We start from the raw sequence: 25,480 nt of genomic DNA, 5'->3' as shown, positions 1-25,480 counted from the left end.
TTTTGTAGAAACCCAGTGGCTTGCCGAGCGCCTTTACACCCCAAACCTGAGGATTGTAGAGGTAGATATGAGCCCAGCAATTCACAAAAATAGGCATCTGCCAGGGGCCGTTTTTTGGCACATCCAACACGATTTATTCTGGCCCGATCTTCACCCCAGAACGATCCGCTGAGAGTCGAACAACTGCTGGCTGACTCAGGGATTGTGCCACAGACCACCGTGATCGCCTACGGCAGCTATCCTGGCACCAGCTCTTGGATATTTTGCTTTTTAAGACTGGTCGGGCACGACAACGTCAGGGTTCTAAACGGAGGTCACTCAAAGTGGATGGCCGAAGGGCATTCAGTCGTGGCAGACCTGTCACCCATTCCACCCAGGCCATCCCATGAAACCAGTGAGAACGCCTGCCTAATAGCGCGATCGCATTAGTCACCACCGACACTGATAGGGGTGCCCACAATCTCAGCCCCAGTCAGCTCCGCATTCAGCAGAGAGGCACCCGTGACATCGGCGAAATAGATCGTTGCGTCGGTGAGGTTGGCCGAGTCAAGGGTGGCATCGGCTAACAGGGCGTTGGTTAAAAAAGCTTGGGTCAGGTTGGCACCGGTTAAATCGGCACGGCTCAAATCGGCCCCTTCCAAGTTGGCTTCGGCTAAGGTAGCCCCCGCCAAGTTGGCATCGCGCAGGTCAGCTCCAATGAGATGGGCTTGGGTCAAGTCGGCCCCCGACAGATCGCAGCTCTGACAGAGGTTGGTTTCGAGCAGTTGCTGCACGTGGGCCGGGTTTTCGGCCAGAGCGGGCATAGCAAATGCTAAAGGGAGGGCAACGGCGGCCCCAGCCAGTAAAGTAAGTTTCATGGAGGTATCCTCCGGTATGGATAATAGAGCAGTGCCAGCGCTTTCTCTTTTCAAGCTCTGTTTGAGCCCTAGCTGACAGGTATAGCGTGCCGTTTCCCCTCAATCTCGCGTGCAGTCTGCCCAGGGCAGGAAGGGGATTGGATTGCAGCTACTCCTAAACTGTATCGGTGGCCTTGGCCCTTGCCATCGGCAGTAAGATAGGTCTTGCGCCTTTGCTACTCCTTGATCGTAGCCCTTTCTCTAGGCCACTAGGTCAAGATATCCGTACCGTAAAGAATCGCAATCTCCCCATGCTGACCCTTATTCACCAGCTCACCCCGGCCCAGGTCGAGCAGCTTCACCAGATGTATTTGCAAGAGTGGTGGAGCAAAGACCGCACCCTGGCCGATGTGCCCACCCTGCTGGGCAACAGCGATTTACTCTTCGGCCTGTGGGATGCAGAAACCCATCGGCTGGCGGGCTTTTGCCGGGTGCTGACGGACTGGGTATATCGGGCGATCGTGTTCGATGTGATAGTGGCAGCAGACTATCGGGGCCAAGGTTTGGGAGCCCAGCTGGTCGAGCATGTCACCACCCACCCCCGACTCGCCCAGGTAGAGTGCATTCAGCTCTTTTGCACCCCCGAGATGCGCCCCTTCTACGAAAAATATGGCTTTGGCCAGGCAGAGCAGCTGTTGATGGTGCGGCCCTATGGATGAAGTAGGGAGTGGGGAGTAAGGGGTGAGGGAGTTTGCCGACGTGAATGAGCTTAGCGAATGGAACTCTGCAAGATGGTGGGGGCCGGGCAGAGAATTGCTAAAGGCTTTTGGGTGCGGGGATGGGGGAGGGTTAGACGGTAGGCGTGCAGGTGGTAACCCATGTCACCGGGGACAGGGACTCTGCCAGTTGCAGATGGCTTGATTGGCAGCGGTAGGCCACCGACCCCATAGAGGGGATCGCCAACGAGCGGAAACCCTGCCGCCGCTAGGTGAATGCGAATTTGGTGAGGCCGCCCGGTGCGAATGGTGATCTCTACCAGGGTCGAATCTGCATTGCGCTGAATGACCAATCCCTCACTATAAGAGGGTAGACCAGCGGGTGAAGCTGCATACACGTAACCCAGAGCTGGATGATCGATTTTGCCGATGGGGGTGGTGAGGGTGAATTCAGCGGGTAAATCGCTGGCTCCAATCAGCGCCCGATAGGTCTTACAAATGGGGCGTGCGGATTGGGGATCTTGAGCAGTGGCAGTGGACTCTCGCAGCTGGCGACTGAGCACGGTGCGGGCCAGGGGCGATCGCCCCAGCACCATTACCCCCGACGTGCCGCGCCCCAGCCGATGCACCGGAATAGGCGGATTCTCTGGATAGCGCAACCTGAGCTGATGCAGCAGCGTATGGGTGAGAAAGCCCCCGCCCGGCAGCACCGGCAGACCCGATGGCTTAGCGATCGCCATCAGATCCCCATCCTCATACAGCACCTCAAACCCCAGCGGTGCCTCCGGCTCCTCCCACGGGGGCCGATGATAGTCCAGCTTAGCCCCTGCCTCAAGGCAATAGTCAGGAGCTAGGGGAGTTCCATTCTGACGAATTTGGCCCGATAGGATGCGATCGCGCCATACCGCCCGACTAGAGTGCCTATAGCGATTGCTGTAGAAATCGAGGACGGAAAGACCGGCTTCGGCGGGGGTGATGCGATCGCTATAAACCCATCCTTGATTCATACCTGTTCCATTGTGGGAAAGTCCCTTGGGATGGTGCATCGCTGCGCGGATGCACCCTACGAGTTGGATGATAAGCCCAATAGATCGGCCAACAGGTCACTTTGCAAAACAGGGGTTTAAACTGGCCCATCGATCCCTCCTTTCCGTTGGGTCCAGGGCGGCGGAACGGCCCTGGTCGAGGGGGTCTGGGGACAATCGAAATGTCCCCAGCGGCAAGTCTGGTTTTTGACCGAGAACTTCCACCAAACATCAGCTAGATGAGCAACGCTCTAGAGGGCAAACAACCGTTTGCCCCTACCAGCAAAACGCCTTACACCAACCCTTTCAAGCGTTCCTTCGCATCGGCTCGCAGCAGCTTAACCCGCCGAAACAGCTCCGTTCCGGTGTGAATATAGCTCTCCTCGTAGCTCATCGTGAACCGCTCCAGCTCATCCAGCCCGTCCTCTAGCAGCCCCAGACAGTGGTAAATATCCGCCGCCACCCCCGCCGTACTCACCGGGTTGGCCATCGAATTAAACTTCTCCTGGGCCTGCCCCAGCCAAGCCCGCCCCTGCTCTAGGTACGCCATAAACCCCTCCATCAGCTCGTCGTCAAAGGGGTCAGCCGACAGCTTGCGAATCTCGGTTCTCAACGGCGACATAATCTTGCCCAAGAGCCTATCCACCGGGCCATACACCAGCTTCAGCCAGGCATCTTCCCGCGCCTCAGACGACTGCGTAGCCTTGCGCGCGTAGCGATACACCTCCTGCATATCGGCGGTACGCTTCGCCCGGCTGGCGGCACTTTCCACCGGGTCAGCAGCCACAAACCCCTGGCGCTGCTGGTCATACACCGTGCGCCGCGACGGGTCGCCAATCACCTCATAGGCAATGTTGATTCGGGCAATGCGATCGTGCGACGCCTGGTCACTCTTGCTGTCGGGGTGATATTGCTTCGCCAGACGGCGGTAGGCGCGCTTAATCTCCGCCTGGGACGCCGACTCGGAAATGTTGAGGATTTGATAGTGAGTCTCGTTAGCCATAGAGACATTTTAGGGGAGGGAGGGAGTGTTGGTGTGGCGGGTATAGCAGGAGCGCGGGATGAGTACAGTGCGTACCTTCCCCAGGTGTTTAACCTGCTCAAAGCCGATGCCAACGCGATGCTGGGGCGGCGCGAATTGCAGACTACCTCACAGAAGTTTCGACCCAGGCAGTGTGTTTGGGCAGTAATCGAGCGCGCGATCGCCAGATAGCGGCCCTACGCCTGGAGTGGAAAGCCAAAATTTTTGGATCCTAAAAGCGAGCTTGGTACTATTGTCATGGCCATTGAGCGACGACGAGATTCCTATGGCAAAGAGTTCGAAAGGTTCGCGGTTGAAACGCCACGGCAAAGCGCTGGCGGTGGGGCTGGCCTCGGCGCTGGGGTTGTTGGTCGTGGTTGGCGCTGGCACCTATGCCGCCTTTCGCCTCAGCCCGTGGCCCTCGGCACTGCTGATTCGTCAGGCCTTTGATGCCGGGGCGGTAGATGTTTCTGATGCCCTCGAATCCTACGTGCCAAGGAATGTATCGTCGATTCTCGACGAGAACTACACCGTAGGCGATGGTCAAAGACCGGCCCAAGAGGGCCATCGCAATGCCTACCTCGATGTCTACTTCCCCGCCGACCTAGCCGAGGGCGAAAAGCTGCCCACCGTAGTGTGGAGCCACGGCGGTGCATACATTTCAGGCGACAAAGAACAGATCGGCAACTATGCGCGAGTGCTGGCCGATCGCGGCTTTACCGTGGTCAGCGTCGGCTATGCCATTGCACCGGGGGCCAAGTTTCCTACCCCCATTCGCCAGGTCAACAAGGCGCTGGGGTATTTGGTCGAGCACAGCGATCGCCTACATGTAGACCCTAACCGCCTCTTCCTCGCTGGCGACTCGGCGGGCTCCCACATTTCGGCCCAGCTCGCCGTGGTCATCACCGAGCCCACCTACGCCCAGGCGCTCGGTGTCACCCCCACCGTCAACCCCGAGCAGATCGCCGGAATGCTGCTGTACTGCGGCCCTTATAACGTGCGATCGATCAATCTCAGCGGGCCGTTTGGCCGGTTTATGACCACGGTGCTGTGGGCCTATAGCGGCGACCCAAACTTTTCGGAGAATGAATACTTTGCCCTAGCCAACGTGACCGACTACGTCACCGCCGCCTTCCCGCCGTCGTTTATCTCCGCTGGCAACTCCGACCCGCTGCTACCGCACTCGGTGACCCTGGCCGATCGCCTTGAGCAACTGGGGGTGCCGACAGACACCCTGTTCTTTCCAACCGATCACAAGCCGGGGCTAGGCCACGAGTACCAGTTTGTTTTAGATACCGAGGCGGGTCAGCTCGCCCTGGAGCGATCGGTTGAGTTTTTAGAACAGGCTGTGGGGTCTGCCAATCCGCCTGACGCTTCACCGCAATAGCTGGTCGATCATGCGGTTGGCCTGCGACTCGTAGCTGCCGCCAAACAGGGTGAAGTGGTTGAGGATGTGATACAGGTTGTAGAGCGTTTTGCGGGTGGTGTAGCCTGCATCCAGCGGGTAGACGGCGTTGTAAGCGTCGTAAAATGCTGCGGGAAAGCGGCCAAACAGCTCCGTCATGGCGATGTCTACCTCGCGATCGCCGTAGTACGTCGCCGGATCTAAAATCACCGGCTCGCCATCTTTCGTCACCGCCGCATTGCCCGACCATAGATCGCCGTGCACCAGGGCCGGGGTCGGGTCGTGGCCCGCCAGCAAGTCGGGCAGCGCCATCAGCAGCTCGTGCTGACGCGGAAACCGTCCGCCCCTGCGACCCGTCAGACGAAACTGGTGGCGCAGGCGGTGCTCGCGGTAAAACTCTAGCCAGGTGGCCGTCCAGGGGTTGGGCTGCGGGGTCGCACCAATGGTGTTGCCCTGGTGCCAGCCAAAGCCTTTGTCGCTGGTGACTCGATGCATGGCCGCTAGGGCCTCACCCATGCGGCTCCAGGCATCGCCGCCGCTGCCCAGCTCTAGCCACTCCATGGCAATGTAGGCCGATCCATCCACCGTGCCCCAGCAGATCGGCTTGGGCACGCGAATCGTCTGGCTATCGTACATATCTTTGAGACCTAGGGCTTCAGCCTCAAACATCGCCACCTGCGAGGCCTGATTGAGCTTGAGAAAATACGACTGGATGCCGTCGCTGACCTGGTAGGCCTGGTTGATGCAGCCGCCCCCCACCGATCGCCGATCGGCAATGGCAAAGGCGGTGCCGGTTTTAGCGCCAATGTGCTGGGCGATCGCAGTCCACATAGTCAACTCGTCCTAGGCCGCTGGCTGGAGGGCTACCACGCCATAGGCATCCCCCGACAAGTGGCGCTGGGCTGCATGGAGCACCTCGTCTACCCCCAACTGCTGAATATAGCCGGGGTAGTTGATGCCTTCGGTAATGTCGCCCGTGAGGGTGTGGTAGTAGCCATAGAGCCCGGCGCGATCGCTCGGCGTTTCGTTGGCAAAAATAAACCGATTGGCCACCTGGGTCTGCACCCGGCGCAACTCTGCAGGGCTGACGGGCGCTGCCATGACGGTGGCGATGTGCTGGGCGATCGCTCCTTCTACCAGATCCAGATGCTCAGCGGGCAGCTGAGCCGACACCATAAACACCCCCTGGTGGGCCAGGGTCATGTTGGTACAGCTAATGCTGGTCACCAGCTTGCGCTCTTCCCGTAGGTCGCGCACCAGGCGCGAGGTCAGCCCCCGGCCCAAAATTGAGGCCAAAATATCCAGGCCGTAGGTGTCTTCGAGGTTGGCGACACCGGGCACCCGCCAAGTCATCACCAGCCGCGCCTGGGTCATGGCCGCATCGACATGTACGGCCCGCCGCACCGCCGCAAAGGGCGGCTCTAGGTCGCCGGGCAGCAGGGGCTTAAACCGCTCAATGGAGTCAGTGGCGTCGAGGGCTGTGGATCGCTGGGCCATCGCCTGCTCAAAGCCCTCGGCTACCGTGGCGATCAGGGTTTCGACCGGCAGGTTGCCCACGGCCACCGCCGTCATGCTCTGGGGCTGGTACCAGGTGCTGTGAAACTCGCGCATTTGGGCGGGGGTGAGCCCCTCGACTACCGTAGTCGGCCCCAGCACGGGGCGGCGGTAGGGCAGCCGGTCAAACACCAGCTCCATGGTGCGGGAGTAGGTGCGGCGGCGGGGGTTGTCGTCGGCGCGGCGAATTTCTTCTAAAATCACTGGGCGCTCGCGCTCAAAGTCGTGGTCGCTGAGGCGCGGGGCCATCACCATCTGAATTTGCAGCGGGGCGAGGGCGGCAAAATCTTGGGGTGCTGTAGTGATGTAGTACTTGGTGTAGTCTTGGCTGGTGGCGGCGTTGGTAAAAGCGCCCCGCTCTTCCACCTGGCGCTCAAACTCGCCGCACTGCAGCTGCTGGGTGCCCTTAAAAATCATGTGCTCTAGAAAGTGGGCCATGCCGTTGATGGCGTCGCTTTCTACCGCTGAGCCCACCCGCAGCCACAGGCTGAGGTTGACGACCTCTAGGGGCATTTGCTCAGCGATGACCGTAAGGCCGTTGGGCAGACGACGAATGGTGGGCGACACCAGGCGAGAAGGCAGATCTGCGGTTGCTGAGAGCAAAGCCATAGAGTTAACTAGCCACCAGAAAAGACAGTTGAGTTTAACAATACTAATCTTTGAATATCTTAACGACTCAACCGCCTGTCTGGCGGCCAGTGGGGAAAATCATTCTGCCAAGCCGCTCTGGGCGGCAAGCACAACCCGCAGGAAAGGTAACAGAAAATTGGCCCACCGACCGGTCGAACTACCGATCGAAACCTTAGCAGATGAGCCGGCCTGAACCGGTTAATCCCCATGGCTGCCGCCGCGCTCTCGCCGATTTTGCCCCTAGGGCAGGGGCGATCGGTGGGCCTAAGAAGGATGAAATCATTCTTCTAGGAGAGGGCAAAATAGTAGAACTCAATAGAACTCAATGGCCCATTATTCCGAAAGTATTGTAAATTCCTGGTATGCGGACTGCCTCGGGGAGGTCACATGGGAACCTGGATTAAAGAGACAGACATTGCCATCTACCTGATGCAGGGAGGCTACTGGATCTCTCGCATCACAAAATATCCGTCGAGCAACAACCCGAAGGAGCAGGTGGTCAACATCGGCAGCATCAAGTCGTGGTTTCAGCGGGCTGACTACCCCCGCGCCATGACGGTGTCGATTGGCACCGGGGGGCCTGAGCCCCAGCCGATGCCGCCGCCGCCCCCACCGCCACCGCCAGGCAACGTCATCAATGCAGCGGGTCTAGCGATCGTCAAGGGGTTTGAGGGACTCAGCCTCAGCGCTTACCCTGACCCCGGTACCGGGGGCGAACCCTGGACGATTGGCTACGGTCATACCTCCTCTGCGGGGGCACCGCAGGTCTACCGTGGGCTGACGATTAGCCGTGCCGAGGCCGAAGAAATTCTCAAGCGTGACCTCAAAAAGTACGAAAAGGCCGTTTCTGATAACGTGACGCGGACGCTGACCAGCGACCAGTTTTCGGCCCTGGTGTCGTTTACCTTTAACGTTGGCCCCGGCAATTTGCAGTCGTCTACTCTGCTGAAGAAGCTCAACGCTGGCGACATAGCTGGCGCGTCGGAGGAGTTTGCCAAGTGGGTATATGCGGGGGGCAACATTATGCCCGGCCTACAGCGCCGCCGCAAGGCTGAGCGCGCCCTGTTTCGCAGCGAAAACTGGCAGCAGTTTCTCTAGACCGCATCTGGGCGATCGCCCCGGCTTTGGCCCACACAAAAACCCTGACAGACCGGCCCTGGGTGCGATCGCACCCAGGGCCGATTCACGTTGGCAGTGCGATCGCACCGGGATCGTCAAGGTCGGGTGCCATTAGCTACCATAGAAACCATTAAGACCTATGAACGGTCACCCCAGTAACCGGTCGCAGGGTGGGAAAAATGAGCTGGGAACGCCTCTAGTTTACGTGGCCTCTTTCAGGCTGCTCTCGCCCCTAAAAACGTCTTGTATGACCGATGACTGCAATTCTTCGCCTGACACCGATCGCCTAGCGGGTAGCCCTGACGCCCAGTCAGTTGATGGCCAAACTGGGAAGTTTCAGGTATCAGAACAGCATTTTCAGGCGGTAATCGAGACCATGGCCTTAGCTGGGCTTGTGGTCGATAGCGACGGCCGCATTGTGTTCTGTAATGACTACCTGCTGAATCTGACCGGCTGGCAGCGCCATGAGGTCGTGGGCAGCAGATGGCTTGGGCTGTTGATTCCCCCAGAAGATCGGCAGGCACTGGGCGATCTGTGGCAGGGGGCCATAGCCGAGGGCCAGTTCCCCACCCGCCACGAAACCGACATTTTGACCCGCAGCGGCGGTCGCTGCCGAATCGCCTGGAACAACACCATTTTAACCAGCGCCGACGGCCGCATGCAGCGCCTGACCAGCATTGGGCAAGACATTACCACTCAACGCCAGGCCGACCGCCAGCCGCAAGTCAGTGAAAGCCACCTACAGCGGGTGGTGGCCAACCTGTCGGGGGTCTTGCTGCGCTACGTGCAGCACCCCTCCGGCAGCGACGATATTACCTACGTCAGCCCAGGCTGTACCGAGATTTGGGATCTAGAGCCAGCCCAGCTGCAGGGACATCCCCAACAGCTGTGGCAGACCATGCATCCTGACGATCGCAGCACCGTCCAGGGGCTGCTTCAGCAGTCTGGCATGACCCTCACCCCCTGGTTTTGCGAGTGGCGTCTGCGGGCTCCCTCAAGGCGGCAGACCTGGCTCCAGGGCATCGGCTGCCCCGAACGCCTGGATAGCGGGGCCATTGCCTGGGATATCGTGGTGATCGATGCCAGCGCAAGAGGCCGGTTTGACGCTGAACACAAGCAAACCGAGCAAGCCCTGACCAGGGCCAACCAGCAGATACAGGCGTTTATTGACAACGCCCCGGCCCTGGTCAGCATCTTTGACTCCACTGGGCACTATCGGCAGGTCAACCAAGCCACCGCCGACCAGTTTGGACTGCATCCCCACGATTTGGTAAGGCGCTCCTTTGCCGATCTGCTGCCGCCTTCGGTATTTAACCGGTTTATGGAGCGGGTACAGCACATCGTGGCCACCCAAGCCCCTCTCACCGTAGAAGATACCCTGTCCCTTGGGGGAGAGCAGCGGGTCTTTCGCTCGGTGCTGTTTCCGGTCAGTCGAGAAGCCGATGGCACTACCATTCTCGGGTCGGTGGCCACCGACATTACTCCCCTGGCCAGGGCCCAGGCGGCGCTGCGTCGCCGGGCCGAAGAAGAGCGCCTGATTCGCACCATCACCCAGCACATTCACCAGTCACTAGAGGTCGATCAAATCCTGCAGACGACCGTTACCGAGGTGCGGCAGTTTTTGCAGACCGACCGCGTGCTCATCTATCGCTTTAACGCCGACCTCACCGGCACCATGGTGGTCGAAGCCGTGCTGCCCCCCTGGCAGGTGACCCTGGGGCTTACCATCGAAGACACCTGCTTTCTGACCAGGCCTGAGCTGGTTGACCGTTACCGCCAGGGGCGCACCCACTGTGTCAACGACCTGGCTGAGGCCACCATCGACCCCTGCTATCGCGAGCTGCTAGCGAGCTTTCAGGTGCAGGCCAATCTGGTGGTGCCGATCAACTGCGGCAGCGATCTGTGGGGGCTGCTGTGCGTTCACCACTGCCGCAGCCCGCGCCTGTGGCAGCCCAAGGAGCGCGCCCTGGTGGCTCAGCTGGCCAATCAGGTGGCCATTGCCCTCCAGCAGAGTCAGCTGCTGGCTCAAACCGCCACCCTAGCCCAGCAGGAAAAGCTGCTCAACAACATCATTGGTGCCATTGGCGACAGCCTGGAGCTGAAGACGCTGCTTCAGCGGGCAGCGACCGAGATGCTGCACACCTTTCAAGCCAGCCGAGGGTTGGTGATTCTCTGTCAGGCCACCGACGCGTTTTTAGTGCACACCAATGCGGCCAGTGTGCCCGGCATCAGCAGTTTACAGGGGCAGACCATCCCGATCGAGGGCAATCCCCACGCCCAGCGGGTGCTGGCCGAAGACCTGCCGGTGGTGGTGGATGATGTCGGCCTTGAACCGACCTTGGTGCCCAACCTGCCCCTGGCCCGAGAGCTTTCCATCGGTGCTATTTTGGCCGTTTCCATTCGCTATCGGGGCGTGGTGAAGGGCATTTTGAGCCTGCACCAGTGCCCTGGCCCCCGTCGCTGGAGCGAGGCCGAAATCAAGCTGATTAAGCGGCTAGCCGACCACCTGGCGATCGCCATTCACCAGGCCGAGCTCTATGCCCAAGCCCAGCTCGAACTGGCCGAGCGCAAACGCCTTGAAGCGCAGCTGCGCTACGACGCCTCCCACGATCGCCTCACCGGGCTGCCCAACCGAACGCTGTTCTTAGAACGGCTGTCTGAGGCGCTCGACCAGCTGCACCAACACTGCGAAAACCACGCCCCCCTGGCTCTCCCCGCGCCCAATCAGCGGCCTGACCTCTGCTGCGATAACCAGTTTGCCCTGCTGTTTCTCGACCTCGACCGCTTCAAAGTGATCAACGACAGCCTGGGCCACGCGATCGGCGATCGGCTGCTTCAGGTGGTGGCCCAGCGGCTGCAAACCTGCCTGCGCCCGGTGGATGTCGCCGCCCGGCTGGGGGGCGATGAGTTTGTGGTGCTGCTGGCTAACCTCAGCGATGCCGCCGTTGCCGTCACCATGGCCCAGCGCATTCACGCCATTCTCGAAAGCCCGGTGCTGCTCGAACGGCACGAGGTGTTTATCCACGCCAGCATCGGCATTGCCCTCAGCGACACCACCTACACCGACCCCAACCAAGTGCTGCGCGATGCCGACATCGCCATGTACAAAGCCAAGGGCAGCAACCGCGAGTACGCCATCTTTGACGCTCCCATGCACACCCTGGTGATGCAGCAGATGGAGCTTGAAAACGAACTGCGCCGAGCGTTAGAGCGGTTCGAGCTGCGGCTCTACTATCAGCCCATTATCAATTTGGTCACCGGCGCTATCCAGGGGTTTGAGGCGCTGGTGCGGTGGCAAAATCCTCGTCGGGGACTGGTGTCCCCCCTAGACTTCATCCCCATCGCCGAAAATACTGGGCTGATTACCACCCTCGACCTGTGGACTCTAAACGAAGCCTGTCGTCAGCTGAGCTGCTGGCAGCACGAGCATCCCTCTAGCCACGCTCTCACCGTCAGCGTCAATCTCTCGGGCAAGCAGTTTGTGCGCCCAGATCTGATTCAGCAAATCGATGCCGCCCTGGGCTGCAACGGCCTGGAGGGGAAGCATCTGAAGGTCGAAATCACCGAAAGCGTGCTGATTCAAAACGCCCAGATGGCCATTGACTTGCTCCAACAGCTGCGCCAGCGGCGCATTGCGATCTGTATGGATGATTTTGGCACTGGTTACTCATCCCTCAGCTACCTGCACCGGTTTCCCATCGACGTGCTCAAAATAGACAAGTCGTTTATCACCAACCTGCACCGCTCCGGCCCGAGCACAGGCGACTACGAGATCGTCAAAGCCATTATCAGTCTGGCCACCAACCTCAATTTAACGGTAGTGGCCGAAGGCATTGAAACCGCCGAACAGGCCGTCTATCTTCAGACCCACCAGTGTCAGGCGGGGCAGGGCTATTACTTCTCTCGCCCCCTCTCGGTGGCAGACGCCACGGCGTTTATTGCCCAATTGCCTCAGCCTAGCCCCGCTAAAACGGAAACGGCTTGTAGGAAATCCACTGAGCCCACAGCTTAGCCAGGGTGCCGTTCATAATCAGCTGATTGATCGCCTGGTTGAGCGCCTCTAGCAGTTCTCGGTTGCCCGGCAGCACCCCAATGCCAAAAGGAATTTGGGTGGGCATCTGAAAGGCTACCCGCAGGCTGGTGGTATCGGCCTCGGCGGTAAGCAGCAGCAGGGCATCACCCACCAGGGCATCGATCGCGCCCTGGGCCAGGGCCGTTAGCAGAGTGGGCCGGGTGTGGTCTGCCCCTTTGAATGGCACCCACTCCAGGTCGGGCAGGGCCTCGGTGAGGGCCAGGGGACGGCTGCCCGCCAGGGACCCGAGCCGCTTGCCCGCCAGGTCGGCCAGCGTGTGGATCGGGCTGTCTTCGCGCACCAGCACGGCCTCATCGAAGCGCCCGTAGGGACGGGTGAAGTCGGCCCAAGCGCGGCGATCTTGGGTAATGGCCTGGCTAAACCACACCACGTCATAGTCGCCGGTGCTGAGGGTGGGGTAATACTCTTCGGGGGGGCAGTCAAACCAAACCGGCTCTAGCCCCAGCACCTCGCTCACCGCCCGCGCCACGGCAGGTTCGTAGCCCTGGCGATCGCCGTCTTGCACAAAGCTCATGGGCCGGGCATCGAAATCGTTAGCAATAATGGCAAGCTGCCCTGGGTGAACGGTGGTAAAGTCCATGACCGTGTAAAAGGAACGTAGGGCTATTGTGACACCAAACCCAGTCATCCCATGAGGGCTACCTCCCCCCAGAGCCACACCGAGAGCCCTGCCGCTTGAAATCGCTCTCTTTTCGTGGAATGGTGAAGGGAGTAATGTATGCCTGCGCGAGAGTTAGATGACTGTTGGTAATCCTGCGACCGATCCGGCCTTTGAACCCCTGCGCCAGTTTCGGCCACTGCTGCTGAAGGCCCACAAAATTTTGATGGATGCCGAGAAAGACCGCTACGAGGCCAGCCACGGGGCGATCGCCAATAAAGGCGACTACCTGCGCCTGGTGCTCAACCATGAGCAGTTTAGCTGGCTGCGGCCCATCTCTCAGCTAATTGTGCAGATCGACGAGGTGCTGATGTCAAAACAGCCCCAGCCCCTAGAGCGCGCCCCCGAGCTGCTCAACCAGGCCCGCCACTTGCTGCACGACACCGAGATTGGCCAGGCCTTTCAAGATCGCACCCAGTTGGTGGCCCGCCGCGACCCCGAAATGGCCGCCATGGCCCAGCGCCTGGACGAAATTATGCAGCCCTACGGCCCTCAGCCAGGGAACAGCCCGACCTAATCGACAGCGCCCACGTGCAAGCGTCCAACCTGTGCAAAGATAATAAGGCTACAAAAAAGCAAGCCCCCACCTGGTCACCAGGCGCTAGGGAGGATCGAGTAAGAGCGAGTGTGTGTTATGAATGTTGGCGATCGCGTCCGAATCAAAGAATCAGTTATTTTTTATCACCACCCGCTGCACCGCAACGAAGCCTTCGATGCCCAAGGTCTAGAGGGGGTCGTTTTGAATATTCTCGCTGACTACAAAGGCCGCCCCATCAGCCCCAACTTTCCAGTTCAGGTGGAGTTTGAGGTCGAGGGAGCCAAGCGGCCCATGCGCGCCCACCTCAAGCGAGATGAGCTAGAAGCCCTCTAGCCCTGGGCTCTACAGCTCTCCCAAAATTGATTGCATCCCTGCTTGGCTGATTTTTAGGCAGAGCGGCGGCTAACCCAGGCCAGTACATTGACCTCCGATCGCATCTGCTCCAGATCGCGCCGATTCTCGGCGGCCACTTGGTCATACCACTGGTAGTAGGCGTCTAGCTTGATCCGATGCTCTACCTCCAGGCGAAAGTCTTGGGCGGCCTGCTGGAGTTCCAGGTACTCGATCACCTCCTGGGGCGTAGCCAGCGATCGCGGCGATAGGTATTCAAACATAGCGGCCCGGCGTGACACAGGGTTATCATAGCCTGCCCGCCTGGGGTGGGTGAGTGAGGGGGTGGGTAAGCGAAGGGACTTTTTCTTTCCTCATCCTCTCCACCGTTTTGTTAGGCGTCTCCCGATCGCAGCAGCCCCGCCACCGCCAGGCACCCCCAACCCACCATGAGAGCCGTGCCACCAATAGGAGCCACGGCCCCCAGCACGCTCTGACCGGTGAGGGCCAGGGCGTAGAGGCTGCCCGAGAACAGGGCCGTACCGGCGATCAGAGCCCAACCCGAGGCGGTGAGTAGGCCGGGAGCACCTAACCCCTGGTGCCGCACTAGGGCCACTAGCAGCAGGGCCAGGGCGTGGTACATCTGGTAGCGGGCGGCGGTTTCAAACACCGTGAGCAGACGCTCGCTGAGCTGAGGTTTGAGGGCGTGGGTGGCAAAGGCCCCCGCTGCTACGGCGGTGCCGCCCAGTACCGCTGCGATCGCAATAAAGAGCCGTTCCACTGTCATAACTGCCTGGTGTTGCTGGGTTACGCGGTCTTGACTGCTTCTATCAGACGGGAGAAATAAAACTGAGACTTAGTCATCGCCCGTCGCTCAATACGCCAGCCATCGGCCTCCAGAGCCTTCACAATATCCGCCTCCCGATGTAGGTAGGCTCGCGTCGCTTTGCTCGGCCCTGGGAAGAACTCACCCACCTTCTTCAGGGCACTATAAAACACGGTCTTGGGCGCAAAACTTATGACCAGGCGCGACTCGGCCAACGACCCCAGGTGGCTGATCATGCTCTGCATCTGGTTTTGGGGATAGTGAATCAGCACATCTAGGCAAATCACCGTGTGGTAGTGACCGGCCAATTCTTCTAGATCTCTGACCTCAAAGGTGGGCAGGTTTTGCCCTTCTAAGACTACCTCAGCGCGTTGACGGGCCTCTTCGACCATTTTGGCGGAAATATCGCTGGCATAGACCATCGCTCCTGCCTGGGCCAGGGGAATGGTCAGACTGCCCACACCACAGCCCGCATCGCAGCAGGTGAGCCCAGCCAGGTTGCCGTCGGCCTCTAGCCAGCCCATCAGCGTGTCTACGGTGCGCTGGTGACCCTTACGAATGTCGAGCTGGACTTTGTTGACTTCGCCATCGCCGTAGATGCGCTGCCAACGGTCAAAGCCAATGGCGTTGAAATACTCGCGAACTACGGTCTTATCGTCAGTGGCAGTCATGGGCGGGCTTTGGGGTTTGCTAACTTCTGTAAAATTCTATGATGTTTTGCTGCGCCAAAACGGCTCGCAACGAAACGCAATCTTCCTAAAATGCCCACCAAAATCCCTAGGGGAGCAATGGCTAGAACCCGCCAGTGGCATGATGGGAAGGCCCTATTCTCCAGCGGTGAACGCGATGACTAGCCCTAACCTTAGCCCCGAAATCGGCATCATTATGGGCAGTGATTCAGACCTGCCCACCATGGCCGCCGCCATTGAGGTCTGCACCGAGTTTGGGGTTGCCCACGAAGTCGCCATTGTGTCGGCCCACCGCACCCCCGAGCGCATGGTCACCTATGCCCAGACTGCCCGCGATCGCGGCCTCAAGGTGATCATTGCCGGGGCCGGCGGAGCCGCCCATCTGCCCGGCATGGTCGCCGCCCTCACCCCGCTGCCGGTAATTGGCGTCCCGGTCGTCAGCCGCACCATGCAGGGGCTCGATTCCCTCTACTCGATTGTGCAGATGCCAGCGGGCATTCCGGTGGCCACGGTAGCCATTGGCAACGCGACGAATGCCGGGCTGCTGGCGGTGCAGATCTTGGCCACAGGTCGCCCTGTTCTCCTCGATCGAGTCACCGAGTACCGCCGCGAACTAGAGGCATCGGTGATGGCTAAGCAGCAAAAACTCGACCAGATCGGTCCCCAAAGCTATCTGCAAAATCAGGGCTAATCCCTCTCAACGACGCTCTCTCAACCGCGATTTGCCTTAAAACACCTTTGGCAAAGGACCAATTTGTGATTAATTAACCCTATGTTTTCAGGGCTACACGGGGGATGCAGCGGTCTTGCGGAGCCTTGTGTATCGCCTGATACAGATTGCCTGCCTCAGAATTGATGGAATCAACATGTTCTATCTATACGCAAATCCCTCTGCCTGCCAGCGTCGAAAAAATGCCCAGGCAGATTGGCGTAGGTTTCTAAAGGCATTTTTCGGCTAACGTTAGCTGCCGTTAGAAACTTGCAACTTTTGCATACCGGTTCGCAGAAATCATTAATTCTGTGGGCTCTAGCTCCCATACGGGTCTGTCTCACCGCCGTGCGGCTGAGGGTGCAGGTCTAGAAACGGTAGGCCGTGTTCACTGTCTGATTGTGTTGAAGGAACGTCTGTTGAGATGTCTAATTTAGTGTTGCGTAATCGTTCTAAGTTCCGGAGGCGGTCTAAACCCGGCTTCTGGAGCGCCAGTGTGCCGCCCTTTGACCAGGCGATTAAGCGTCTGTTTGGCCGCGTTGGCGGCTGGGCTTGGGTAGCCTGCATCCCTCTGACGCTGGTTATTTTGGCCACCTGGGGAGTAGCGGCTCAGGCTCAGGAAGAGTTGACTGCGGCTGATGTGCAAGTCACCCTCAACAACATTTGGGTGCTGATTGCTGCCTTCTTAGTAATTTTCATGAATGCCGGCTTCGGCATGCTAGAAACGGGTTTCTGTCGGCAAAAGAATGCCGTCAATGTGTTGACCAAGAACCTGATCGTTTTTGCTCTGGCGACTCTATCTTTCTGGTTCATCGGCTTCTCGCTTATGTTCGGAGCCAACGGTAACGGTTGGATTGGCTGGGGCAGCTTCTTTCTCGGTGGTGCGCCTGAGCTCTACGGTCTGGGGCCCGACGGTCTCAACTTGTCAAAGGACACTTTCTTCCTATTCCAGGCGGCCTTCGCCGGTACAGCCGCCACCATTGTGTCGGGAGCTGTGGCTGAGCGCATCAAACTGGTCGATTTTATTATCTTCAGCGTTTTGCTGACCGCTATTGCCTATCCCATTACGGGGCACTGGCTCTGGGGCGGCGGCTGGCTGTTTGAGCTGGGTTTCCATGACTTTGCCGGGTCTACTATTGTGCACTCCGTCGGCGGCTGGGCAGCCTTGATGGGTGCTGCCTTCCTCGGGCCCCGCATGGGTAAGTACACCGCAGAAGGACAAGTCAGCGCTCTACCCGGTCACAATCTGAGCATTGCTACCCTGGGCTGTCTAATTCTTTGGCTGGGCTGGTTTGGGTTTAACCCCGGTTCTCAGCTAGCCGCCGATCTGGCGGTGCCCTACATTGCAGTGACCACTAACCTGGCTGCTGCTGCCGGTGGTGTAGCAGCTACCTTTACCTCTTGGGCTCTGAGCGGCAAGCCTGACCTTTCGATGACCATCAACGGCATTTTGGCTGGTCTAGTGGGGGTTACAGCGGGCTGCTTTGTTGTTGGCTACGCCGGGGCATTCTGGATTGGTCTGGTTGCAGGCATCCTCGTTGTGTTCTCGGTGGGCTTTTTCGACAGCATCAAAATCGATGACCCTGTGGGCGCGACCTCTGTGCACCTGGTCTGCGGCATCTGGGGTACCCTGGCCGTGGGTCTGTTTGCCAACCCCAACAACTTCACCCAAGGGGGTGAAGGTATCGCTGGGCTGTTCTACGGGGGTGGCTTAGGTCAGCTAGGAGTACAAATCCTCGGCATTTTGACCATTGGTCTGTTCACAGTCGTAATTTCTTCCATTTTCTGGCTGATTCTCAAGTCTGTGCTAGGCCTGCGGGTCAGCGCTGAAGAAGAGATGAAAGGTCTAGATATTGGTGAGCACGGTATGGAGGCCTACAGTGGCTTTCTCAAAGACACCAGTGATATGACGGGTGTGATGTAGCTTTTCCCAAAGCGTTAGTTTTTGCTTTGGGTTAGCACCATAGTGTTGAGGCACTCGCGCAGCTTGCGCGGGTGCTTTTTTGATCGCCGCTATGGCGTACGAAATAGGCATGCTGCACTGCCAAGGGCCGATTTTGGCAAATGGTTACAATATATCTACTGGGAAAGGAGGCAACTGGTAGGCTAGGTGAGAGTAACTGCTGCCGATGCGACCGGGTCTCCTGGGGGTTCTCTAGAGAGCGCCAGGGCAGAACCTTTGAATCGACGGTTCCCTGAACTGAACCATGAGCCATTCCACCTCTGTAGTGGAAGAATTGCTGACCGCAATTCCCCAGCTGAGACCTAGCCTTTACTTCAAGACGTCTCTGACCGCGTTGTCCCACGCGATGGAAGATCACGTGCTGGCGGGAACAGCGCAATTTTTAGTGATTGCCAGTTTTCAGCAGGAGCGGTTTTATTTGCAGGAGGCCAACCGCTACCTGCGCATTGCCGAGCTGACTGACCAGGTCTACGTGCTGTCGGCCCTGGGTACAAGCTTTGTCAGCCGCTCTGAGAACTACGAAACGATCGCCTTTGAACCCGACGATGCTCTCACCCAGGAGTGGCACCTGGTGGTGGTGGGGGCTGACTACAGCGCCTGTTTAATTTGCCGGGAGCGATCGCCCGTACCGGCCATCGATGGCCCCCACCTCGATCAAACCCGCCGCTTTGAGGGAGTGTGGACTCAGGATCGCTACGTCAGTCAAACGGCGGCGGCGCTACTGCTCGATCGCATTGCCGAGTACCGGCCTGATCTGACTGCCAAACTGGCGATCGCCCGTCAGCGCTACATCGACCCAACCCTAACCCCCACCGAACGCCTCGACGGCAGCGGTGGGCCTGACCCCTTCACCCAGCGACTGGTCACCTATCTCCAGGCGGGGCAGTACAAGCTGCTCAAAGCCTATAAGGCGATTACCGCCCAAGAGCGGCGCGAGCGTCTGGTCAACTCCATTACCTCGGTGGTGCGGCAGTCGCTCAACGCCGACGAAATCTTCGCCAAAGCCGCCCGAGAACTGGGCCAAGCGCTGCATGTCTGCCGCTGCCTGATCTATCCCTGTAGCGCCACCGATGCCACGGTAGTCATTGCCCACCAGCATCTCAACAGCAACGTTGAGTCGCTGCTGGGTGAGACCTGGCCCCTGGCCACCAATCCCCTATTTGACTACATTCAAGACACCAAAGAAATTGTCGCCATTGCCGACACCCAAGATCGCGAATCGCCCTTTAGCTATGAGTTAGAGGCCATTCAACCCCTGATTGAGCGCTGGCAGATTCAGTCGTGGCTGATTGTGCCCCTCACCTACCAGGGCCGACTGGTGGGCATGATTGAGCTACACCACTGCCAGCCCCAGCCCTACGACTGGAGCGAAGACGATACGGCTCTGGTCGATGCGATCGCCACCCAGCTCAGCGTCGCGATCATCCAGGCCGAGGCCTACGCCAACCTGCAAGATCTCAACCAGCAGCTCGAAGCCCTCGATCGCACCCGGGCCAACCTGATCGCCATCACCGGCCACGAGCTGCGCACTCCCCTTTCCACCATTCAGGTGTGCCTCGAAAGCCTGTCCACCGAGCCCGACATGCCCAACGAGCTGCGGCAGATTATGCTGCAATCGGCCCTCGAAGATGCCGAGCGCATGCGCAAGCTGGTGCAAGACTTCCTCACCCTGTCGCGGCTCGAAAGCGGTCGCGTCGAGTGGAATCTGGAGTCGCTCTCCATCCAAGAGTGCGTTGACCTGGCCCTCAGCAGCATCCACGGCAGCCAGGACAGCGCCGAAATCCCTACCATCAAGGTCAAAATTCCCAAGCAGGTGCCCCTGGTGCGGGCTGATGGCGAGTGGCTGGTTGAGGTGTTGGCCAAACTGCTCGACAATGCCCAAAAATTCACCCCGGCCACCGGCAAAATTACCATTCAAGTAACTCGCTCTAGCCCCACCCATCTGCAAGTTACCGTGGCCGACACCGGACGCGGCATTGAGCCCAGCCGCCTACATGTAGTGTTTGACCGCTTTTACCAAGAAGAAGGAGCGCTGCGCCGCACCACCGGCGGCACCGGGCTGGGCCTGGCCATGTGTCGTCAAATTGTGGAGGGACTCGGCGGCACCATCTGGGCCGAGTCGGAGGGCAAAAATAAGGGCAGCCAGTTTCACTTCACCGTCCCCATTGCCCAAGGCAAGCTCGACAGCCGCAGCAACCGCTCGGCGGGGACGAAAAAAAACCAGCCCGCTACCCTCCCCGGCAATCCTTCGGTGCTGCTTGACGACTAGCCTGGGGAACCCTTTGACGCCTCGGTATTGGCACCTGGGTCTGCCGAAATGGGCCGGGCATGGCATGATGACCATAGCTTGTCAGCCGCAGTAGAGCGTGGACATGGGCGATTCCCCCAAACCTAATCCCCAAAATGACCGCCCCAGTGGCAGCCCGTCCTGGGCCGCTCCGGTAACGGAAGCCTGGCAGCTATTGCGCGATCGCCTCGGACAGCTACGGCCCGACCAACAGCTCAGCCGCTGGTTTAACATCGACGATGACAAGGTGGTCGAAATTTTGGCGGCGGTGCGCCAGCAGTTGCCCACCACCGAAGCTCTGCTAATTGGCAAACCCCAGTCGGGTAAAAGCTCCATTGTGCGGGGTTTGACCGGGGTTTCCGCCGACATCATTGGCCAGGGGTTCAAACCCCATACCCAAAACACTCAGCGCTACGCCTACCCCTCCGACGATCTGCCCCTGCTGATCTTTACCGATACCGTGGGGCTAGGGGATGTGGCTCAGGCCACCGAAGCCATCATTGCCGAACTGGTCAACGACCTCAGCAGCGACACTCGTACCGCGCGCATTTTGATCTTGACAGTCAAAATCAACGACTTTGCCACCGATACCCTGTGGCAAATCGCCGCCCGCCTGCGCCAGCAGTTTCCCGCCGTGCCCTGCCTGCTGGTCGTCACCTCCAGCCATGAGGTCTATCCCCCCAGCCAGGCCGATCACCCCCCTTACCCCCCTGAACTAGAGGCCGTACAGCGGCCCTTTGCAGCGGTGCAAGCCAATTTTGAGGACTTAGTCGATCGCACCGTGCTGATCGACTTCACCCTCGAAGAAGACGGCTTTGACCCTGTGCTCTATGGCCTCGATACCCTGCGCGACGCCCTGGCCGACCTGCTGCCCGAGGCCGAGGCCCAAGCCCTCTACCAGCTGCTCGACGAGCAGGCCGAAGCCGCCAACCAGCTCGGCAACCTCTACCGCGATGTGGGACGGCACTATATTTCTGCCTTTGCAGTGATCGCGGCCACCCTGGGGGCGGTGCCGTTGCCCTTTGCCACCATGCCAGTGCTGACGGCGCTTCAGGTGTCGATGGTGGGGCTGTTAGGCAAGCTCTACGGCCAAACCCTCAGCCCGTCCCAGGCGGGGGGACTGATTAGCGCGATCGCAGGCGGCTTCTTTGCCCAGGCCGTGGGGCGCGAACTGATCAAATTCATCCCCGGCTTTGGCAGCGTCGTCGCCGCCTCCTGGGCCGCCGCCTACACCTGGGCTCTAGGCGAAGGAGCCTGCGTCTACTTTGGCGACCTCATGGGGGGCAAAAAGCCCGACCCCGATCGCATCCAAACCGCTATGGCAGAAGCCTTTACTGCGGCCAAAGAACGGTTCAAGAACAGCTCTACCGCAGCCAGTCATTCCAGTGCTGAAGAATCCTAGGCCCAGCTAGGTATTCTGGTCACCGCTGCGCCGCCTACGCCATGCCGCCAAACCCATGCCCACCAAACCAGGCAGCAACGCTGGGGTAGGCACAGGCGCTGGTTCTAAAACCAAGCTAATCCTCACTCCCAGATCAGTATCAGGATCCGTCAAATTAGGAGCCTCTGGATTTGGCGGGATGCTGGGATCGGGAATTGGAAAGGCAAATCCCTGGCTGAATATGACTTCAAAACCATTACTCCCCAGCCGATTGATGGTTGGAGGAATCAGAAATGTAGAGCTTCCTAAAGTGGTAAGCTCAATGCTCTTAATGGCCCGTTGTCCTACAAAACTATAGACGTCATGTCCAGACTCAACGTTGCCAAATATAGAATTCAAATCAAATAGAATAGAGCTAGTGCTTGGTTTAGTTAGATCAGCTATTAAATCAATGTCCCAGATGCCGCCAAACTGAAACAGATCCGGCTCTTGGCCTGCAATCACTTCGACAGGTATAGGCCCTTGAAAAACATTTTCTTTCCCGGTAGTGGCATCGATTAAATAATTTTCGACAGTGACCCTGCTACCGATCGAGAATGCCTGAGCCGAGTCAGCCCAAATCATACCCAGCGTCAGGGCAGTACCAACTGCCAGGCCAACGCCTGTAAGTCTCTCCTTCATCTGCTTCTCCGAAATGGGGGCTTTAAATAACTACAAGAGGCAGATGCACAATCCGGGTGACTCGCGGGCAAACCTGGGGCGTGGTTCATACTCCGCTCACGTTCTAACAAAAAATACGCAGATATGGCTAAGGCCAGGTTAGAAAGTTTACCGAGTCTTGACAGCCCCATCAGTGTTTGATGGCGATCGCCCCAAGGCTGAAACCATCTCCCTGTGCCGTAGGTTTTAGAAAATCGGCTGACGATCGCCCATAAAAGCCCTAGGGCGTGTCAGCCGATACAGAGTATTGACCCGGTTCAATTCAATCTATAGGCATAAATCCCAGGAAGACCCGTGAGTGCTGCTCCTGCTGAGGTGGAAAGCCCAAACATCAATGTGCCCAACCAGACTCGGCTGCTGCTTGACTTGCAGCGGGTCAACAAAATTGCCCAGCGGTTGTCGGGCTGCTTAAATGTCGAGACCATTGCCCGGATCGTCACCAATGGGTTGGTCGATCAGTTTGGCTGCGCCTTTGCCCGCATTTGGGTTGTAGAAGCTGACCAAACAGCCCTGCGGCTGGTGGCCTCTTCGGGGCTATACACCCACATCAACGGCTCCTTTGCGCGGGTGCCCATGGGGGCCTATAAGGTCGGCAAAATTGCCCAAAATCGGGTGCCATTTTTGAGCAATCGCCTGGCAGAAGAGGCCTGGGTCAAAGATCGAGACTGGGCGATCGCCAACCACATTAAGGGGTTTGCGGGCTACCCGCTGATGACCGGCGATCGCGTCATTGGGGTACTGGCCACCTTTAGCCGCAGCCCGATGGCGGCAGAATTTCTCGAGGTGTTGCAGGTGCTCTGCATGACCGCTACCATCGCCCTCGATGCGGCGTTGAGCGTAGACACCAAGCAGCCCATAGCAGGGGACTTAGCACAGCAACCCATTCTCTCAGACCAGTTGGCTACGATTCTCAAGAGCACAACGATGGCATTGGTGGGTACCGAAACGGCGCTGTCTGCCTCTATTAGCCATGTGTTTGTACAGTTAGCCGAGCTGTTGGCCGAGTTTAACTGTGACTACGCTCGGCTGGTCTACGGTGCGACCGATGTGGTGCTAGAGGCGATCGTAGCGATACCGACAGCCAATGGGGTTCAAGAGGCCGACGACGCGGCTGCCCAGTGGCGATCGCGCTGCCACCAGATGCGGTTTATGGCCACCTGTCTAGGGGGCAGTCTGCAAACCCAGCCTGGGCCTCAGCAGCAGATGGTGCAAATTGCCCTACAAACTCCATACAATAGCGAGCCGCCGGGGGCAAAGGTTAGCATTCAGTGCACCACAGCTCTAGTGCAGGTCGCTCTTACCTGTATGGCCTACAAAGCTCGGCTGACGGTGTGTGACCCCTTCGACCCCGAGGCCGTAGTCATTACCGACAGTGGCCCCGTTGCCCAGGAAGCCGCCCACGCGATTTGGGTGCGGGTTAAGGCGTCGCCCCCGCCATCGGCTCGAGCGGTGATCGACTGGACAGTAGACGTTGACCAGCTGCGTCAGGTTGTACAGCGGGTCAGCCAGGGGCAGCCGATAGAAGCAGCCTCCAGTGACTCCAGCCCGCCGCGTCCGTCCGAACGGGAACAAGAGATTATGGCGCTGCTGGCTCAGGGACTGCGCGATCGCGACATTGCTACCCGCCTCTACATCAGCGGGAGTACGGTAAAATTCCACATCAACAATAGCCTCACCAAACTACAGGCCAAAAATCGCTATCAGGCCGTCTACCAAGCCGCCATACAGGGATGGATTTAACCCCAAACAACCCCGAAGCCTTCGTTTCAGAGATTGCAGGGGCCACAGATGGGTACAGTAAATCTATACAAGCCAGTCGCCTGGCTTTAGGAGCACGAACCCCATGGATGACCTGATTAGTCTGCTCGTTCAAGTTCTCATCGCCTTAGCCTGCGCCTTTGCAGCCAATATTCTGGTGCCTAGACAAGTGCCCGGCAAGCTATTGGGCCTGGTGCTGATTGGCCTGATCGGCGTGTTTGTGGGGCAGTGGGTGGCCAACTACCTGCTTCAGCAATACAGCTTTAGCCTACCCTGGCTGACCTGGAGCTTTCAAGGCGTGCCGCTGGTGCCGTCTATCATTGGTTCTACCATTGTGCTTTATGTGGTGACAGCCTTTTTGAGCTGGGGCCGTTACGGCAATCGCTAGCGATCGCTGTAGCGCTCTTCCGCCCAAGGTTCGCCCCGCTCGTGGTAGCCGTTGCGCTCCCAAAAGCCCAGGGCCGGGACAGCGAGAAACTCCACACCGTTGATCCACTTGGCGCTTTTCCAGGCGTAGAGGTGGGGCACCACGAGACGCATGGGGCCACCGTGCTCGGCGGGCAGCGGCTCACCTTCGAGGGTATGGGCAAAAAAGTTTTCGGGTCGAGCAAAGTCGGACAGGGTTAGGTTGGTGGTGTAGCCGCCGTAGCAGTGCAGCATGACGTGGGTAGCCTCAGGCTCTACCACCAGCTGCTCCATCAGATCGGTGACAGCCACGCCGCGCCAGGTCACGTCTAGCTTTGACCAGGTGGTAACGCAGTGAAAATCAGCGGTGAGCTCGACCTGGGGCAGCGCCATCATCTCGGCCCAGGTAAAGATCTTGGGCTGGGCTAGCCCCGTAATGCTCAAGCTCCAGTCGGCCTGGGCCACCTGGGGCGTATCCCCATAGGTGAGCACCGGAAATCCTTTAGCTAAATGCTGGCCGGGAGGGACGCGATCGGCCAGTTCGGGGCCTGGTTCTTGGAAAAACTTGCCGGCCATGGTGCCTCGCAAACTAGGGCACTTTTATTGTCACCCAAATCTGGCAAATCTGAGAACCTAGGCAACCCGATCGCGAATCAGACGCTTCAGCCAGTGGCGCGATCGCACATCGACGTAGGCCTTACAGTTAGCGCACTGGCGAATGCCGCGCACCCCAATCCGCAACAGGTGGTGATGGTTGCAGTGAGGACACTGGTGTTGCTGAGCCATAACTTATCTAAGAAGAACTGCACCAAAGCAT

At 58.8% G+C, this 25,480-nt stretch carries 26 protein-coding genes; 14 read left to right on the top strand and 12 right to left on the bottom strand.

Going from position 1 to position 25,480, the window contains the following annotated elements; translation table 11 throughout:
• Positions 1 to 114 precede the first annotated feature (114 nt).
• Positions 115 to 429 carry a rhodanese-like domain-containing protein gene (locus VB780_RS31395; protein ID WP_416349220.1) on the top strand — a complete coding sequence of 105 codons (315 nt, stop codon included), beginning with the start codon at positions 115 to 117 and terminating at the stop codon, positions 427 to 429.
• Here VB780_RS31395 and VB780_RS10850 read toward each other — a convergent pair.
• Positions 426 to 857 (bottom strand): pentapeptide repeat-containing protein, encoded by a 432-nt coding sequence (locus tag VB780_RS10850; RefSeq protein WP_323351164.1) that lies wholly within the window; start codon positions 855 to 857, stop codon positions 426 to 428. The two genes, VB780_RS31395 and VB780_RS10850, sit on opposite strands and share 4 nt — an antisense overlap.
• Positions 858 to 1,147: 290 nt before the next feature.
• On the opposite strand from VB780_RS10850, the gene VB780_RS10845 reads away from it, so the two are divergent.
• A complete protein-coding gene (locus VB780_RS10845) occupies positions 1,148 to 1,555 on the top strand; it encodes a GNAT family N-acetyltransferase (RefSeq protein ID WP_323351163.1) in 408 nt (135 codons plus the stop codon).
• Positions 1,556 to 1,605: 50 nt separating this feature from the next.
• Here VB780_RS10845 and VB780_RS10840 read toward each other — a convergent pair whose 3' ends face one another.
• Complete coding sequence (locus VB780_RS10840; protein ID WP_323351162.1) at positions 1,606 to 2,559, bottom strand: pseudouridine synthase; 954 nt, start codon at positions 2,557 to 2,559, stop codon at positions 1,606 to 1,608.
• A gap of 310 nt (positions 2,560 to 2,869) precedes the next feature.
• A complete protein-coding gene (locus VB780_RS10835) occupies positions 2,870 to 3,580 on the bottom strand; it encodes a J domain-containing protein (RefSeq protein ID WP_323351161.1) in 711 nt (236 codons plus the stop codon).
• Positions 3,581 to 3,613: 33 nt separating this feature from the next.
• Here VB780_RS10835 and VB780_RS10830 point away from each other — a divergent pair, with 33 nt between their 5' ends.
• Entirely contained in the window at positions 3,614 to 3,790 is a 177-nt protein-coding gene (locus VB780_RS10830) for a hypothetical protein (protein WP_323351160.1), read from the top strand.
• A gap of 94 nt (positions 3,791 to 3,884) precedes the next feature.
• Complete coding sequence (locus VB780_RS10825; protein WP_323351159.1) at positions 3,885 to 4,985, top strand: alpha/beta hydrolase; 1,101 nt, start codon at positions 3,885 to 3,887, stop codon at positions 4,983 to 4,985.
• Here VB780_RS10825 and VB780_RS10820 read toward each other — a convergent pair.
• Both VB780_RS10820 and VB780_RS10815 read right to left on the bottom strand, forming a co-directional pair.
• Positions 4,974 to 5,834, bottom strand: a complete 861-nt coding sequence (locus tag VB780_RS10820; RefSeq protein WP_323351158.1) for a fructosamine kinase family protein — start codon at positions 5,832 to 5,834, stop codon at positions 4,974 to 4,976. The genes VB780_RS10825 and VB780_RS10820 overlap by 12 nt on opposite strands.
• A 12-nt stretch (positions 5,835 to 5,846) precedes the next feature.
• Positions 5,847 to 7,166 carry a pitrilysin family protein gene (locus tag VB780_RS10815; protein WP_323351157.1) on the bottom strand — a complete coding sequence of 440 codons (1,320 nt, stop codon included), beginning with the start codon at positions 7,164 to 7,166 and terminating at the stop codon, positions 5,847 to 5,849.
• A 408-nt stretch (positions 7,167 to 7,574) separates the two neighbouring features.
• Between VB780_RS10815 and VB780_RS10810 the strand changes: the two genes are divergently transcribed.
• The gene (locus VB780_RS10810; protein ID WP_323351156.1) at positions 7,575 to 8,285 is read left to right on the top strand and encodes a lysozyme; all 711 of its coding nucleotides are present in this window, start codon (positions 7,575 to 7,577) and stop codon (positions 8,283 to 8,285) included.
• A gap of 268 nt (positions 8,286 to 8,553) precedes the next feature.
• Positions 8,554 to 12,318 carry an EAL domain-containing protein gene (locus VB780_RS10805; protein WP_323351155.1) on the top strand — a complete coding sequence of 1,255 codons (3,765 nt, stop codon included), beginning with the start codon at positions 8,554 to 8,556 and terminating at the stop codon, positions 12,316 to 12,318.
• On the opposite strand, the gene VB780_RS10800 is transcribed toward VB780_RS10805, so the two are convergent.
• Positions 12,272 to 12,979, bottom strand: a complete 708-nt coding sequence (locus VB780_RS10800; RefSeq protein WP_323351154.1) for a substrate-binding periplasmic protein — start codon at positions 12,977 to 12,979, stop codon at positions 12,272 to 12,274. The two genes, VB780_RS10805 and VB780_RS10800, sit on opposite strands and share 47 nt — an antisense overlap.
• Before the next feature lie 157 nt (positions 12,980 to 13,136).
• On the opposite strand from VB780_RS10800, the gene VB780_RS10795 reads away from it, so the two are divergent.
• Complete coding sequence (locus VB780_RS10795; RefSeq protein WP_323351153.1) at positions 13,137 to 13,574, top strand: hypothetical protein; 438 nt, start codon at positions 13,137 to 13,139, stop codon at positions 13,572 to 13,574.
• A gap of 117 nt (positions 13,575 to 13,691) precedes the next feature.
• On the top strand, positions 13,692 to 13,928 hold the full coding sequence (locus VB780_RS10790) for a ferredoxin-thioredoxin reductase variable chain (RefSeq protein WP_323351152.1): 237 nt from the start codon (positions 13,692 to 13,694) through the stop codon (positions 13,926 to 13,928).
• Positions 13,929 to 13,981: 53 nt separating this feature from the next.
• Here VB780_RS10790 and VB780_RS10785 read toward each other — a convergent pair whose 3' ends face one another.
• From VB780_RS10785 to bchM, 3 genes are all read right to left on the bottom strand, one after another.
• Complete coding sequence (locus VB780_RS10785) at positions 13,982 to 14,209, bottom strand: hypothetical protein (protein ID WP_323351151.1); 228 nt, start codon at positions 14,207 to 14,209, stop codon at positions 13,982 to 13,984.
• Between the two features lie 110 nt (positions 14,210 to 14,319).
• Positions 14,320 to 14,706, bottom strand: coding sequence for a DUF423 domain-containing protein (locus VB780_RS10780; protein ID WP_416349219.1), 387 nt, complete (start codon positions 14,704 to 14,706; stop codon positions 14,320 to 14,322).
• A 26-nt stretch (positions 14,707 to 14,732) separates the two neighbouring features.
• The gene (bchM, locus tag VB780_RS10775; protein ID WP_323351149.1) at positions 14,733 to 15,422 is read right to left on the bottom strand and encodes a magnesium protoporphyrin IX methyltransferase; all 690 of its coding nucleotides are present in this window, start codon (positions 15,420 to 15,422) and stop codon (positions 14,733 to 14,735) included.
• Between the two features lie 175 nt (positions 15,423 to 15,597).
• Between bchM and purE the strand changes: the two genes are divergently transcribed.
• The 4 genes from purE (at position 15,598) to VB780_RS10755 (ending at position 21,801) form a co-directional block, all read left to right on the top strand.
• Positions 15,598 to 16,131: a 5-(carboxyamino)imidazole ribonucleotide mutase gene (gene purE / locus VB780_RS10770; protein WP_323351148.1), complete on the top strand. Its 534-nt coding sequence runs from the start codon at positions 15,598 to 15,600 to the stop codon at positions 16,129 to 16,131.
• Between the two features lie 514 nt (positions 16,132 to 16,645).
• On the top strand, positions 16,646 to 18,073 hold the full coding sequence (locus VB780_RS10765; protein ID WP_323351147.1) for an ammonium transporter: 1,428 nt from the start codon (positions 16,646 to 16,648) through the stop codon (positions 18,071 to 18,073).
• A 283-nt stretch (positions 18,074 to 18,356) separates the two neighbouring features.
• On the top strand, positions 18,357 to 20,381 hold the full coding sequence (locus tag VB780_RS10760) for a DICT sensory domain-containing protein (RefSeq protein ID WP_323351146.1): 2,025 nt from the start codon (positions 18,357 to 18,359) through the stop codon (positions 20,379 to 20,381).
• 103 nt (positions 20,382 to 20,484) lie between these two features.
• A complete protein-coding gene (locus tag VB780_RS10755; RefSeq protein WP_323351145.1) occupies positions 20,485 to 21,801 on the top strand; it encodes a GTPase family protein in 1,317 nt (438 codons plus the stop codon).
• 6 nt (positions 21,802 to 21,807) lie between these two features.
• Here the strand turns inward: VB780_RS10755 and VB780_RS10750 are convergent, their stop codons facing one another.
• Positions 21,808 to 22,461, bottom strand: coding sequence for a PTPA-CTERM sorting domain-containing protein (locus VB780_RS10750; protein ID WP_323351144.1), 654 nt, complete (start codon positions 22,459 to 22,461; stop codon positions 21,808 to 21,810).
• A gap of 333 nt (positions 22,462 to 22,794) precedes the next feature.
• Between VB780_RS10750 and VB780_RS10745 the strand changes: the two genes are divergently transcribed.
• Both VB780_RS10745 and VB780_RS10740 read left to right on the top strand, forming a co-directional pair.
• Positions 22,795 to 24,240, top strand: a complete 1,446-nt coding sequence (locus VB780_RS10745; protein WP_323351143.1) for a GAF domain-containing protein — start codon at positions 22,795 to 22,797, stop codon at positions 24,238 to 24,240.
• 103 nt (positions 24,241 to 24,343) lie between these two features.
• Complete coding sequence (locus VB780_RS10740) at positions 24,344 to 24,646, top strand: hypothetical protein (RefSeq protein WP_323351142.1); 303 nt, start codon at positions 24,344 to 24,346, stop codon at positions 24,644 to 24,646.
• Here the strand turns inward: VB780_RS10740 and VB780_RS10735 are convergent.
• Positions 24,643 to 25,239 carry a sulfite oxidase-like oxidoreductase gene (locus VB780_RS10735; protein ID WP_323351141.1) on the bottom strand — a complete coding sequence of 199 codons (597 nt, stop codon included), beginning with the start codon at positions 25,237 to 25,239 and terminating at the stop codon, positions 24,643 to 24,645. The genes VB780_RS10740 and VB780_RS10735 overlap by 4 nt on opposite strands.
• A gap of 57 nt (positions 25,240 to 25,296) precedes the next feature.
• Positions 25,297 to 25,449: a hypothetical protein gene (locus VB780_RS10730; RefSeq protein WP_323351140.1), complete on the bottom strand. Its 153-nt coding sequence runs from the start codon at positions 25,447 to 25,449 to the stop codon at positions 25,297 to 25,299.
• Positions 25,450 to 25,480: the final 31 nt, after the last annotated feature.

Source organism: Leptolyngbya sp. CCNP1308 (assembly GCF_034932455.1).
In the GTDB taxonomy this organism is placed as follows: Bacteria; Cyanobacteriota; Cyanobacteriia; order Phormidesmidales; family Phormidesmidaceae; genus Nodosilinea.
This window is presented reverse-complemented; position numbering and strand designations above follow the sequence as displayed.